The sequence below is a fragment of the Halomonas sp. Y3 genome (genome assembly GCF_024137965.1).
GTDB classification, from domain to species: domain Bacteria; phylum Pseudomonadota; class Gammaproteobacteria; order Pseudomonadales; family Halomonadaceae; genus Halomonas; species Halomonas mongoliensis.
The window spans coordinates 2,457,930-2,471,278 of record NZ_CP099975.1 but is presented as its reverse complement, the minus strand read 5'-3'; the positions used below and the strand labels follow the sequence as shown (position 1 = coordinate 2,471,278).

Below are 13,349 nucleotides of genomic sequence, written 5' to 3'. Positions count from 1 at the left end.
TGACACAGCCGGGGGGGCGCGCCTGTCCACCCCGCGGTGGCACGGATATAATGATTGAAAACCCGTTTCCACAAGGAAGGTTGCATGCATTTTCCCACCATCGAGGAGGTCGTCGGCCATACGCCGCTGGTTCGCCTCAAGCGCATCACCGCCGGCCGCAACAACGTGCTGCTGGCCAAGCTGGAGGGCAACAACCCGGCGGGTTCGGTGAAGGATCGCCCGGCGCTCTCCATGCTGGAGCAGGCCGAGGCGCGCGGGGAGATCTCCCCCGGTGACACCCTGGTGGAGGCAACCTCCGGCAATACCGGCATCGCCCTGGCCATGGCGGCGGCCATCAAGGGCTATCGCATGGTGCTGATCATGCCCGAGAACGCCTCCGAGGAGCGCAAGCAGGCCATGGCCGCCTACGGCGCCGAGCTGATCACGGTGAGCAAGACGGGGGGCATGGAAGAGGCCCGGGACGTCGCCGAGGCGATGCTGGCCCGGGGCGAGGGCAAGCGCCTGGACCAGTTCGCCAATCCCGACAATCCCCTGGCCCACTATCGCGGTACCGGCCCGGAGATCTGGGAGCAGACCCAGGGCCGCGTGACCCATTTCGTCAGCTCCATGGGCACCACCGGCACCATCATGGGCGTCTCTCGGGCCCTCAAGGAGCGCAACCCCGAGGTGCAGATCATCGGTCTGCAGCCCGAGGACGGCGCCAGCATCGCCGGCATTCGCCGCTGGCCGCAGGAGTACCTGCCCAGCATCTTCGATGCCAGCTGCGTGGATCGCGTCCTGGATATCGGCCAGCGAGAGGCGGAGGAGCATATGCGCCGCCTGGCCCGGGAGGAGGGCATCCTGGCCGGGGTCAGCTCCGGCGGCGCCCTGGCGGGCGCCCTGCGCATCGCCGAGGAGGTCGAGAATGCGGTGATCGTCTTCATCGTCTGCGACCGTGGCGACCGCTACCTTTCCACCGGCCTGTTCGCCCCGGAGGCTTGAGATGGCCATGCTGGGCAAGCGGCGGCCGCGCCGTGAACGGTCGGGAGTCTCGGGCCTCCAGGGGCGTCAGGCGCCGCAGTCCGCTCCCGGGCGCCAGGGGGGCGCTGACGGCACCGCTGGCGTGATCATCGAACGGCTGGCCCACGACGGGCGCGGCCTGGCCCACGATGCCGCCGGCAAGGCGCTCTTTGTGGAGGGGGCTCTGCCCGGCGAGCGGGTCGAGGTCGCAGTGCACCGCACCCGCAAGCGCTTCGACGAGGCCCACCTGCGCGAGGTGCTGGAGGCATCGCCGGAGCGCGCCGAGCCCCCCTGTCCCCACTATGCCCGCTGCGGCGGCTGCGACCTCCAGCACCTGGAGGTCGCAGCCCAGCGCCGCCACAAGCAGGCGGTGCTGCGGGACCTGCTGGCCCGCCAGGGCGTCGAGGTGCCGGACGATATGGCGCTGCTGGCCGGCGCCAGCGACGGCTATCGCCGCCGCGCTCGCCTGGGCGTCAAGGTGGACGCCGAGGGCGGCGTTCACCTCGGCTTCAGGGCTCGCCACAGCCACCGGCTGGTGGATATCGAGCAGTGCACCATACTGGTGCCCGAGCTGGGAGCGCTGCTGGCGCCGCTGCACCAGCAGGTGGCGTCGCTCTCGGCGCCGCGTCAGGTCGGCCACCTGGAGCTGCTCGACAGCGACCAGGGGCCGGTGCTGGTGGTGCGCCAGCTCAAGCCCCATGGTGAGGATCGCGGCCGCTGGGAGGCCTTCGCCGCCGGCCACGCCCTGCACCTGGCCTGGCTGGTCGGTCGCGAGTCGCCCAGGCTCGAGTGGCTTACCCCGGCGCCGGCGCTGAGCTGTCGTGTCCCCTCGGCTGCCGACGCCTCCGCCACTGGTGAGCTGACCCTGGGCTTCGCCCCCGGAGATTTCCTGCAGGCCAACGCCGAGGTCAATCGGCAGATGGTGACCACGGCGCTGCAGTGGCTGACGGGCCTGGAGGGGACGCCGCTGCTCGACCTCTTCGCCGGGGTGGGCAACTTCAGCCTGCCGCTGGCCTCGGCCGGCGCCTCGGTCACCGCCGTGGAGGGCAGCCCGGCCATGGTCGAGCGGCTGGCCGACAACGCGGCCCGCCATGGTGCGCGGCTCGATGCCGGTGCGCGCGTCCCGAGGGTCGAGTCCCGTCAGGCCGACCTGGCGCAGGCGGGAGCGGTGGCCCGTTTGCTCGACGAGGTGGGGCCCGAGGTGGTGGTGCTGGACCCGCCTCGAGAGGGCGCCGAGCCGGCGGTCCTGGCCCTGGCGGCCGCGCGGGTTCCCAGAGTGCTCTATGTCGCCTGCGATCCGGCCACCCTGGCGCGGGATGCGGCACGCCTTGTGCATGGGGGATATCGGGTCACGCGCGCTGCTGTGGCCGACATGTTCGTGCACACCTCACATCTGGAATCGATGCTGCTGTTCGAGCTCCCCGGGGAGGGACAGCGGCGGCAAGGAGCGTCACCCGATGGTTAAAGTCCGAGAGGACCAGCCCCTGACCGCGACGGGGCAGGTCGACATCGAACGTTGGATCGAGCGGCTGCAGGAGGACGTCAAGCTGCGCGACCCCGACGAGATGCGCGAGGCCTGCCGGCTGGCCGAGCGGCTGGAGGGTGAGTCCGGGCGCTCCCATCGTGCCTGGCTCCAGGACGGCTCCAGCTTTCGCATGGGGCTTGAGATGGCCGATATCCTCGGCGAGCTCAAGCTCGACCAGGCGACCCTGGAGGCCGCGGTGCTCTACCGGGCCGTGCGGGAGGGGCTGGTCGGCATCGAGGCGGTCGGCAAGCAGTTCGGCCAGGAGGTGGCCCGGCTGATCGACGGGGTGCTGCAGATGGCGGCGATCAGCACTACCCAGCTGCCCAGTCACGAGATGAGCCAGCACGACCAGCAGGACAACCTGCGCAAGATGCTGGTGACCATGATCGACGACGTGCGCGTGGCGCTGATCAAGATCGCCGAGCGTACCTGCGCCCTGCGTCAGGTCAAGGACGCCCCCCGGGAGAAGCAGCTTAGGGTGTCACGGGAGGTGTTCGACATCTATGCGCCCCTGGCCCACCGGCTGGGGATCGGCCATCTCAAGTGGGAGCTGGAGGATCTCTCCTTCCGCTACCTCCACGAGGACGACTACAAGGCGATCGCCCGCCAGCTGGCCGAGAAGCGCCTCGACCGCGACCGCTATATCGTCGAGGTGGTGGATGCCCTCAAGGGCATGCTCGAGGCCCAGGGGATACCCCGCTATGACGTCGACGGCCGCGCCAAGCATATCTATTCGATCTGGCGCAAGATGAAGCGCAAGCGCATCGACTTCTCCCAGGTCAACGACATTCGGGCGGTGCGCATCCTGGTGCCCGAGGTAGCCGACTGCTACACCGTGCTGGGGCTGGTGCACTCCCGCTGGCACCACGTGCCCAACGAGTTCGACGACTACATCGCCAACCCCAAGAAGAACGGCTACCAGTCGCTGCATACCGCGGTGCTCGGCCCCGAGAACAAGGTGCTGGAGATCCAGATCCGTACCTTTGCCATGCACGAGGAGGCCGAGCTCGGGGTCTGCGCCCACTGGCGCTACAAGGGCCACGACACCAAGGCCAAGAGCTCCAGCTACGAGGAGAAGATCGCCTGGCTGCGCCAGGTGCTCGAGTGGCAGGAGGAGGTCGGCGAACTCGGCGACCTGAGCGAGGGGCTCAACAGCGATGTCGCGCCGGACCGCATCTACGTCTTTACCCCTGACGGTCACGTCATCGACCTGCCGCGCATCGCGACCCCCATCGACTTCGCCTATCGGGTGCACACCGAGGTGGGGCACCGCTGCCGGGGCGCCAAGGTCAACGGCCGCATCGTGCCGCTCACCTACCGGCTCAAGACCGGCCAGCAGGTGGAGATCCTCACCGCCAGCAAGGGGGGGCCCAGCCGCGACTGGCTCAACCCGAGCCTCGGCTATGTGCGCACCAGCCGGGCCCGGGCCAAGATCCAGGCCTGGTTCAAGCACCAGGCCCGGGACCAGAACCTCGAGGAGGGGCGCGCGCTCTTCGAGCGCGAGATGAAGCGCCTCGATCTGGAGGACATGGACCTCGAGACCCTGGCGCGCAAGGTCAACTACCAGAGCCCCGACGACATGTATGCGGCGCTGGGGGCCGGCGACCTGCGCATCGGCCAGGTGCTGCACCAGGCCCAGCAGCTGTTCGGCGAGAACGACGACCAGGAGCAGCTCGACCGCCTGCTGGCCAAGCCCAGGCGTGCGCCGGGCAAGGGCGGGCAGAGCGATATCACCGTGCTCGGGGTGGGCAACCTCAAGACCAGCATGGCCAACTGCTGCCATCCGGTGCCCGGCGAGCCCATCGTCGGCTTTATCACCCAGGGGCGCGGCGTCACCGTGCATCGCCAGGAGTGCCCCAATATCCTGCAGCTGCGCCTGGAGGAGCCCCAGCGCATCATCGAGGTGGAGTGGGGCGAGCGGGCCCGCACCCAGTATCCGGTCAATATCGAGGTCCAGGCCTGGGACCGCTCCGGCCTGCTGCGCGACGTCACCGGGGTGCTCGGCAACGAGAAGGTCAATGTGCTGGCGGTCAACACCCTGACCGATACCGACGACGGCATCGCCCGCATGCGCATCACGGTCGAGGTGGACGGCCTGGAGACCCTGGGCCGGCTCTTCTCCCGCATCCAGCAGCTCTCCAACGTCATCGAGGTGCGCCGGCTGCGCAGCGGCGCCAAGGCGGGCAAGCGCAAGGGGAAGGGCACATGAGCCATCGCCATGACCTCGACGACCTGCTGACCCTGATGGCGGTGCTGCGCGACCCCGAGCAGGGCTGCCCCTGGGACCTCAAGCAGGGGTGGGACTCCATCGTGCCCCATACCCTGGAGGAGGCCTACGAGGTGGCCGACGCCATCGAGCGCCGCGCCTGGGAGGAGCTGCCCGGCGAGCTCGGCGACCTGCTCTTCCAGGTGGTCTACTACGCCCGGTTTGGCGAGGAGGAGGGGCGCTTCGACTTCCACGACGTGGTGCAGGTGCTGACCGACAAGATGCTGCGCCGCCACCCCCATGTGTTCCCGGACGGCACCCTGGCCTCCCGGCGCCCGCCCGGGGTAAGCGCCGAGGAGATCGAGAGCCGCCAGGTGCACTCGCGGTGGGAGAGTCTCAAGGCCGAGGAGCGCGCCGCCCGGGCGTCCGGCGAGGCGTTGTCCTCGGTGCTCGATGACGTGCCCCGCACCCTGCCGGCCCTCAGCCGGGCCGCCAAGCTCTCCAAGCGCGCCGCCCGGGTCGGCTTCGACTGGCCCGATGCCCGCGGGGTGGTCGCCAAGATCCGCGAGGAGCTCGACGAGGTCGAGGAGGCGCTGGCCGCCGGCGACCATGACCACGCCGTCGAGGAGGTGGGCGACCTGCTCTTTGCGGTGACCAACCTGGCGCGCACTCTCAAGGCCGACCCCGAGCGGTGCCTGCGCGCCACCAACGCCAAGTTCGAGCGCCGCTTCCGCCACCTGGAGGCGGCGCTGGCGGCCGACGGGCTGGCCCCGGGCGAGGCCGATCTCGCCGCCATGGAGCGCCACTGGCAGGCCGCCAAACGTCTGGAATTCCCATCATCTGCATGCCCCGCCGCGGCGGGCAAGACTCCGGGAGACTCTCGGCCATGAGCCATGATCTGCACGAATCCCTGCGCGACAACGTTCGCATCCTGGGCGACAGCCTGGGGCGCACCATCGCCGACGACCTGGGGGGTGGCTTCGTCGACAAGATCGAGACCATCCGCGGCTTTGCCAAGCGCGGGCGTCAGGGCGACGGCAGCAGCCAACGGGAGCTGATCGACTACCTGCGTCGGCTGCCCGATCAGGACCTGCTGCCGGTGACCCGGGCCTTCAATCAGTTTCTCAACCTGGCCAATATTGCCGAGCAGCACTATCGGGCCCGCTTTCGCCGGGTGGAGGACTACCGGCCCGGCAGCCAGCCGGTGCTCAGCGAGCTGCTGGCCCGTGCCCGCCAGGCCGGCAACACGCCGCGCAAGCTGGTGGAGACCCTGGCCGGCATGCGCGTGGAGCTGGTACTGACCGCCCACCCCACCGAGGTCATCCGCCGTACCCTGATTCAGAAGTACGACGCCATCGACGACTGCCTGAGCGCCATCGAGTCCTCCCCGGACTACCCGGAGCGGGGCGCCCGGGCCAAGGGGCGCCTGGAGGAGCTGATCAGCCAGGCCTGGCACACCGACGAGATCCGCCACGAGCGCCCGACCCCGGTGGACGAGGCCAAGTGGGGCTTCGCGGTGATCGAGAACTCCCTGTGGCAGGCGGTGCCCGACTTCCACCGCGACCTGGACAACCTGCTGCTGGAGAGCGCCGGCGAGCGCCTGCCCCTGGACGCCGCGCCGATCCGCTTCGCCTCCTGGATGGGCGGCGACCGGGACGGCAACCCCAACGTCACCTCCCGGGTCACCCGGGAGGTGCTGCTGCTGGGGCGCTGGATGGCCGCGGATCTCTACCTGCGCGACCTCGAGCAGCTCAAGGCCGAGCTCTCCATGTGGAAGGCCAACAGCGCCCTGAAGGCCGAGGTCGGGGAGGTCGCCGAGCCCTATCGGGAGCTGCTGCGCCGCCTGCTGGCCCGGGTCGAGGCGACTCGGGACTGGGCCAAGGCGTGCCTGGAGGGCAAGCCCTTCGACGGCGGCCCCATCATCGAGAGCCGCGACCAGCTCTTCGCGCCGCTGCTCACCTGCTACCGCTCGCTGTGCGACGTGGGCCTCGACACCATCGCCAACGGCGCCCTGCTCGATACCCTGCGCCGGGTGGCGGTGTTCGGCGTGACCCTGACCAAGCTCGATATCCGCCAGGAGGCGAGCCGCCACGCCCAGGTGATGGAGGAGCTCACCGACGGCCTGGGGCTCGGCCACTATCGCGACTGGAGCGAGGAGCAGCGCCAGGCCTTCCTGCTCGAGGAGCTCGCCTCCCGGCGGCCGCTGATTCCGCGGCGCTGGGAGTGCTCCACGGAGTCCCGGGAGGTGATCGACACCTTCCGCGTGATCGCCAGCGAACAGGCCGAGGCGCTCGGCACCTATATCATCTCCATGGCGGGCCAGCCCTCCGACGTGCTGACCGTGGCGCTGCTGATGAAGGAGGTGGGGGGCGACGTCAAGCTGCCCATCGCGCCGCTGTTCGAGACCCTGGATGACCTCAACCATGCCGGTGACGTCATCGACCGCCTGCTCTCCCTGCCCGGGTACCGGACGCTGACCGGCGACCGCCAGGAGGTGATGATCGGCTACTCGGACTCCGCCAAGGATGCCGGCCAGCTGGCCGCCGCCTGGGCTCAGTATCGCGCCCAGGAGACCCTGGTGCAGGTGTGCCGGCGCCAGGGAGTCGACCTGACCCTCTTCCACGGCCGCGGCGGCACCGTGGGTCGCGGCGGCGGCCCCGCCCACGCGGCGATTCTCTCCCAGCCCCCGGGCTCGGTGAACGGCAGCCTGCGGGTCACCGAGCAGGGCGAGATGATCCGCTTCAAGTTCGGCCAGCCGGAGATCGCCCTGCGCTCCATGGAGATCTACGCCTGTGCGGTGCTGGAGGCGACCCTCTTGCCGCCGCCGGACCCGGAGCCCCACTGGCGCGAGGAGATGGACCGCCTGGCCGAGGTGGCCCACCGCGCCTACGTGGGCGTGGTGCGCGAGGATCCCGACTTCGTGCCCTACTTCCGAGCGGTGACGCCGGAAGGCTCCCTCGGGCGGCTGCCTCTGGGCTCGAGGCCCACCAAGCGGCGCCAGGACGGCGGCGTCGAGACCCTGCGCGCCATTCCCTGGATCTTCGCCTGGACCCAGATCCGCCTGATGCTGCCGGCCTGGCTGGGCAGCGGCGAGGCCTTCGCTCGGCGCCTGGAGCAGGAGGGCGGCCGCGAGGTCCTGCAGGAGATGCGTGACCGCTGGCCCTTCTTCGGCACCTATCTGGACATGCTGGAGATGCTGCTGGCCAAGGCCGACGTGGGCATCGCCGCCTACTATGAGCACCGCCTGGTGGACGAGCCGGCGCTCAAGGCCCTGGGGGAGCGGCTGCGCGAGCGCTTCGGCAAGCTCCACGAGGTGCTGCTGGAGATCCTGGAGCAGGAGGAGCTGCTGGAGAAGACGCCGCTGATTCGCCAGGCCATCGCGGTGCGCAACCCCTATATCGACCCGCTCCACGGCCTCCAGGCGGAGCTGCTGCAGCGTAACCGGGACGCCGACGGGGCGATCAGCGCCGATCTCTCTCGGGCGCTGATGGTGACCATGGCGGGCATCGCCGCGGGGCTGCGCAATACGGGGTAGGCACTAGAGCTTGAAGTCATAAGCTTGAAGCTGGAAGAAAAAACCTTGACCCGAGCGGCTGAGGTTTCACGCTGCCTTCCAGCTTCCAGCTTCCAGCTTCCAGCTTCCAGCTTCCAGCTTCCAGCTTCCAGCTTACGGCTTTAGAAGGGAATATGCAGCGAGGCGGTCAGCAGGTTGAGGTGGGCCATGTCCGGGGCGTCGAACTCCTCCAGCTCCAGCCGGCTTACCACCCGCTCGAACTGGAGGCGGGCGCCGAGGCCGGTGACGCGGGTGGTGCCGGCGGTATTGAGGGCATCGCGGGGCATCACGGCGTCGCCCTCCCAGCCCGCCACGCCCGACTTGGCGTAGAGGCCCAGCCGGCCGATGCGCACCCCGGCCATCAGGCTGCCGCCCACGCTTACCGAGTTGATCAGGAGCTGCTGCTCGCCCAGGCGGGTCGGCACCTCATCGCTCTGGCGATAGCTGAACTCCGCGGCGAGGTCGAGCCTCGGCAGCTGGAAGGGGGAGTAGCCCGCGATCAGACGAAAGCCGGAGGTGTAGCCATCCGGCGTATCGATATCGCGCCCCTCGATCACCACGCCGTTGTCGAGGCGCATCAGCTCGGCGTCCTGGCCGGCAAAGGAGGGCGTGTCGTCGGCGCTGGCCGGGGGGGCTGCGGCCATCACGGCCAGGGCCAGCAGGAGAGCGAAGGCGGAACCCGTTTTCATGATTCCTTTCCTTGCGCTGCGGCCGGGCCGGCGATGGCGGGGCCGCAGGGCGAGTGATGGATAAGCCTGTAGCCTAGCAACAGTTTCCGATGCCCGCCAGCTCCCGTTGGCGCAGCCAGGCGGCCAGCTCGGCCAGTCCCGGGGCCTGGAGCCCGTGGGCGTCGGCGGCGTCCAGCAGGGGGCCGAGGATTGCCTCGTGCTCGGTGGGGCGAGCGGCCAGCACGTCCTGCAGCATGGAGGCGCGGTTACCGGCGGTGCCCTCGATGACCCGCCACACCAGGGCCTGCCAGCCCGGCGCTCCCTGGCCCTCGGGCGGGTCTATGCCCTCGGCGGCGAGGATGGCGGCCACCTCCGCGATCAGCGACTCCACCAGGGGGCGGTAGCGGGGGGCACGCAGCTCCCCGTTGAGGATGCGAAAGCGGGCGACCAGGGGGTTGATGGCGGCGTTGACGGCGAGCTTCTGCCAGAGTCGCCGGCGGATATCGTCCACCGTCCGCGCCGGCAGGCCGGCCTGGGTCAGCGCGGACGCCAGCGTGCGGGCCAGCTCACCATGGGCAGCGTTCGACGAGGGGGAGAGATCCCCGATCAGGGTCTCGCCGTGGCCGGCGTGGACCACTCGGTCGTCGCCCTCCACGAAGGCCCCCTCGGTGGTGGTGGCGCACAGCACGGGTCCGTCGTGGCGCGCCGTGAGTCGGGGCTGGCAGCCGAAGCCGTTCTGCCACAGCACCAGGGGGGTGCCCGCCGGGAGACGGGGAGCCAGGGCGGCATGGGCGCCCTCGGCGCCGTAGGCCTTGGTGGTCAGGTGCACGACGTCGGGGGTGCCTGCCAGGTTGGCCAGAGTGGTCGTGAAGAGGGTGGCGTCGAGACGCGTCCCTTCGGGGGTGATCAGCGTCTGCCGCTCGGGCAGGGGGCGGCGGCCGGCCAGAGTGACGCGGCTGCCCGACGTGGCCAGGCGCAGGCCGATCAGGCGGCCCAGGGCGCCAGGCCCGATGATCCAGTGGTGGGGCAGAGGGGTCATGAGGGGCTCCGGCGGCGAGCGGGGCGACGCTTGCCCCTGGGGTTCTGGCCTGCGGTTCGCCCGCTGCGGGCGCTGCCGGAGCGAGTGCGCCCCGAACGGCTGGCGCTGCGAGCCGTCGAGGCCGCGGCCGCTTCTTCGCCCCTGGCCTCGGCCAGGGACCGGCGCAGCCCGGCGGCGTCGGCGTGGGCCAGCAGCCGGCGCAGGTCCTCCACCAGCTCGGCAAGAAAGGGGGCCGGTTCGGCCGTCGCCTCGGCGATGGCCGAGAGGCGCTGCTCCCAGAGGGCGGTGCGCTCCGGCCGTCCGGCGGCCTCGGGCAGCGAGGCGATCAGGGCGCTGCCCAGGCGGGTGGCGCGCAGCGCCTTGGCGCGGCGAACCAGGTAGCCACGCTCCACCAGGGTCTCGATGATGCCGGCCCGGGTGGCCTCGGTACCCAGGCCGTCGTGCTCGCGCAGGGTGCGCCGCACCGCCGGGTCCTCCACGTAGCGGGCGATATTCATCATCGCCTTGATCAGGCTGGCGTCGGTAAAGGGCTCCGGGGGGCGGGTCTCGCGGTCCTCCACGCCGGTCTCGTCGACCCGGCACGCCTCGCCCTCGGTCAGCGGCGGCAGCGGCGGTGCCTCGTCCCGGGTGGTGAAGAGCGGCTTCCAGCCCGCCTCGAGGATCTCCTGCCCTCGGGCGCGGAAGCGCTCGTCCAGAATCGTGAACTCCGCCTTCACCTCCCGGGTGGAAAGCGCAGGATAGAACTGGGCCAGGACGTTGCGGGCGATCAGCCGGTAGACATTGGCCTCGGTGGCCGAGAGGCGCGCCGGCTCCATGGGGCGGCCGGTGGGGGCGAGGGCATGGTGGGCGCCCACCTGCTTGTCGTTCCAGGCGCGAGAGCGCCGCGAGAAGTCGGCCCCGGCCAGCCAGCGGCTCAGGGTGTCGTCCGCCCGGCAGGCGCCCTCCAGGGTGGCCCGGGCGGCGGCGAAGTGCTCCTGGGGCAGGTAGCGGCAGTCGGAACGGGGGTAGGTGATCAGCTGGTGGCGCTCGTAGAGGGCCTGGCAGGTATCCAGCACCGCCTTGGCGGAGAGCCCGTAGCGCCGCGCGGCGTCCACCTGCAGCGCCGAGAGCGAATAGGGCAGGGGGGCGGGCTGGCGCTTCTCCTGGGTTGCGAGGGCGGTGAGTCGCCCCTCGGCGCCGGGCAGGCGCTCGGCGAGGGCCGCGGCAGGCTCGCGTTCGAGCAGTCGGCCCTGGTCGTCCTGGGGGTGGCCCTCGCCGGGAGCCCACCAGGCGCGCAGGCGGCCCCGGGCCACGGCGAGGTCCGCCCAGAGCACGAAGAAGGGCCGCGGCGTGAAGTCGCGAATCTCGGCGTCGCGGCGCACCACCAGGCCCAGCACCGGGGTCTGCACCCGGCCCACCGAGAGCACGCCGTCGTGGCCCGCCTGGCGCCCGGTGAGGGTCCAGGCCCGGGTCAGGTTGATGCCGTAGAGCCAGTCGGCCCGGGCGCGGCACTCGGCGGCCCGGTAGAGGGGGCGGTAGTGGGCGTTATCCTCCAGCCGCGCCAGGGCGCGCTGCACCGCCGGGCGGTTGAGGTCGCTGACCAGCAGCCGCAGGACGGGCCCCTTCCAGCCCAGGTGCTCGATCACCTCCTGGACCAGCAGCTGCCCCTCCCGGTCCGGGTCCCCGGCGTGGACCACCTCCCGGGCCTGCTTGAGCAGCCGGCGGATCACCGCCAGCTGGCCGCGCGCCTTGGGGCGAGGGGTCAGCTTCCAGCGGTCGGGGAGGATCGGCAGGGTGTCCAGGCGCCACTGCTTGAGGGCCGGGTCGTAGGCGTCGGGCGGGGCCTGCTCCAGCAGGTGGCCCAGGCACCAGGTGACCAGGGTATCCCCCGCCGCGATGGCGCCCTCCTGCTTGCGGGGAGCGCCGGGCAGGGCGGCGGCAATGGCCCGGGCCATACTGGGTTTCTCGGCGATGATCAGGCGCATGGCGGACTCGTCGGCATCGATATAGAGATTCTTCCAGTGTCGATCCCGATTGGCCAGGTGTCATTTCGCTCTTATGATGTACAATTCCTGTATCACTATTGACCGCTGACCATCACCCATCGGGAGTCTGACATGCGAGAACGCGGCAGGACGAGGCGGCTGCTGGGGCTGGGCGCCAGGACCGGCGGAGCGCTGCTGCGCACCCGGCTGGGCGGCCAGGCCGACTGGCGGGGGCTGGGGGAGGCGCTCTTCGAGGGGCTCTCGGAGCTCAAGGGGCCGGCCATGAAGCTGGCTCAGATCATGTCCCAGTGGGATGACCTGCTGCCCCCGGACCTGGCCGAGGAGCTGGCGCGCCTGCAGCGCCAGGCCGAGCCGATGCCCTGGGCGTCGATCCGCCGCACCCTGGAGGCCCACTACGGCGACCTGGAGGCGACCTTCCGGGAGATCGAGGAGCGCCCCTTCGCCAGCGCTTCCATGGGACAGGTGCATCGCGCCGTGACCCTCGACGGCGAGAGCCTGGTGCTCAAGGTGCAGTATCCGGGGCTTGCCGAGGTGCTGGAGAGCGATCTCGCCCAGGTGCGGCGGCTGATGCGTCTGGGGCGCTGGTTCAAGGTCCCCCAGGCGCGCCTGGACGCGCTCTTCGAGGAGCTGGCCTCGAGCCTGCGCGGCGAGCTTGACTACCGCGCCGAGGCCGAGGCGCTGGCCCGCTACCGGGCCCGGTATGCCCACCTCGAGCGCCTGGTGATCCCGGAGCCGCTGCCTGCGCTCTCCGGCGAGCGGGTGCTGGCCATGCGCTATGTGCCGGGCACCCCGCTGCGGGAGCTGGAAGGCGCGGACGATGCCTTGCGCCAGGGCGTGGCCACCGTCCTGGCCGACTGGATCACCGAGGAGCTCTTTACCCACGGCGAGCTCCATGCCGACCCCCATGCGGGCAACTTCGCCGCCGACGACCAGGGGCGGCTGGTGATCTACGACCTGGGGGCGGTGATCCCGGTGCCGGAGCCGCGACTGCGCGCCATGATGCGCCTGCTCGACGCTACCCTGGCCCAGGATCCCATGGCCATGGATGAGGCGCTGCTGCAGCTGGGCGGGCGCCAGGGGCAGGGGGCACCGCTGGCGCTCTACCGGGAGTCCGCCGAGGCGGTGGCGCCGCTCTTCGCGCCCGGCGAGCAGGACTTCGGCGACGTGCGGGTCCACCGCCGCCTGCGTGACCTGACGCCCAAGGTGTGGGCCGCCATGGACCGCCTGCAGCCGCCGGCGGATACCCTGCTGCTGTCGCGGACCCTCAACGGCCACTACTGGAACCTGGTGCGTTTGGGCGCCCGGCTCGACATGCAGCGACGCACCCACCCCCTGCTGGCCTGGGCGAAAGGCTAGGCGTAGGCGGCTGCCCAG

9 protein-coding genes are annotated in these 13,349 nt (G+C 70.9%); 6 read left to right on the top strand and 3 right to left on the bottom strand.

The genetic code is table 11. The features are described from left to right. Window positions 1-84: 84 nt before the first annotated feature. Genes cysM through ppc form a run of 5 tightly spaced genes read left to right on the top strand, consistent with a single transcriptional unit; the run spans window position 85 to window position 8,265 of the window. Window positions 85-981 carry a cysteine synthase CysM gene (gene cysM / locus NHL60_RS11765; protein ID WP_253443489.1) on the top strand — a complete coding sequence of 299 codons (897 nt, stop codon included), beginning with the start codon at window positions 85-87 and terminating at the stop codon, window positions 979-981. A gap of 1 nt (window position 982) precedes the next feature. Beyond that, on the top strand, window positions 983-2,464 hold the full coding sequence (locus NHL60_RS11760) for a TRAM domain-containing protein (RefSeq protein ID WP_253443488.1): 1,482 nt from the start codon (window positions 983-985) through the stop codon (window positions 2,462-2,464). Beyond that, window positions 2,457-4,733: a GTP diphosphokinase gene (gene relA / locus NHL60_RS11755; protein WP_253443487.1), complete on the top strand. Its 2,277-nt coding sequence runs from the start codon at window positions 2,457-2,459 to the stop codon at window positions 4,731-4,733. Before NHL60_RS11760 ends, relA begins: the two co-directional genes overlap by 8 nt. Then, window positions 4,730-5,620: a nucleoside triphosphate pyrophosphohydrolase gene (gene mazG, locus NHL60_RS11750; RefSeq protein WP_253443486.1), complete on the top strand. Its 891-nt coding sequence runs from the start codon at window positions 4,730-4,732 to the stop codon at window positions 5,618-5,620. The genes relA and mazG overlap by 4 nt, the downstream gene beginning before the upstream one ends. Next, window positions 5,617-8,265, top strand: a complete 2,649-nt coding sequence (gene ppc / locus NHL60_RS11745) for a phosphoenolpyruvate carboxylase (RefSeq protein WP_253443485.1) — start codon at window positions 5,617-5,619, stop codon at window positions 8,263-8,265. The genes mazG and ppc overlap by 4 nt, the downstream gene beginning before the upstream one ends. A 140-nt stretch (window positions 8,266-8,405) precedes the next feature. Here the strand turns inward: ppc and NHL60_RS11740 are convergent, their stop codons facing one another. The 3 genes from NHL60_RS11740 to NHL60_RS11730 form a co-directional block, all read right to left on the bottom strand. Continuing rightward, window positions 8,406-8,972, bottom strand: coding sequence for a hypothetical protein (locus NHL60_RS11740; RefSeq protein ID WP_253443484.1), 567 nt, complete (start codon window positions 8,970-8,972; stop codon window positions 8,406-8,408). A gap of 73 nt (window positions 8,973-9,045) precedes the next feature. After that, window positions 9,046-9,990 (bottom strand): ketopantoate reductase family protein, encoded by a 945-nt coding sequence (locus NHL60_RS11735; protein ID WP_253443482.1) that lies wholly within the window; start codon window positions 9,988-9,990, stop codon window positions 9,046-9,048. Next, window positions 9,987-11,954 (bottom strand): DNA topoisomerase III, encoded by a 1,968-nt coding sequence (locus NHL60_RS11730; RefSeq protein WP_253443480.1) that lies wholly within the window; start codon window positions 11,952-11,954, stop codon window positions 9,987-9,989. The genes NHL60_RS11735 and NHL60_RS11730 overlap by 4 nt, the downstream gene beginning before the upstream one ends. Before the next feature lie 132 nt (window positions 11,955-12,086). Between NHL60_RS11730 and NHL60_RS11725 the strand changes: the two genes are divergently transcribed. Then, window positions 12,087-13,331 carry an AarF/ABC1/UbiB kinase family protein gene (locus tag NHL60_RS11725; protein ID WP_253443478.1) on the top strand — a complete coding sequence of 415 codons (1,245 nt, stop codon included), beginning with the start codon at window positions 12,087-12,089 and terminating at the stop codon, window positions 13,329-13,331. Window positions 13,332-13,349: the final 18 nt, after the last annotated feature.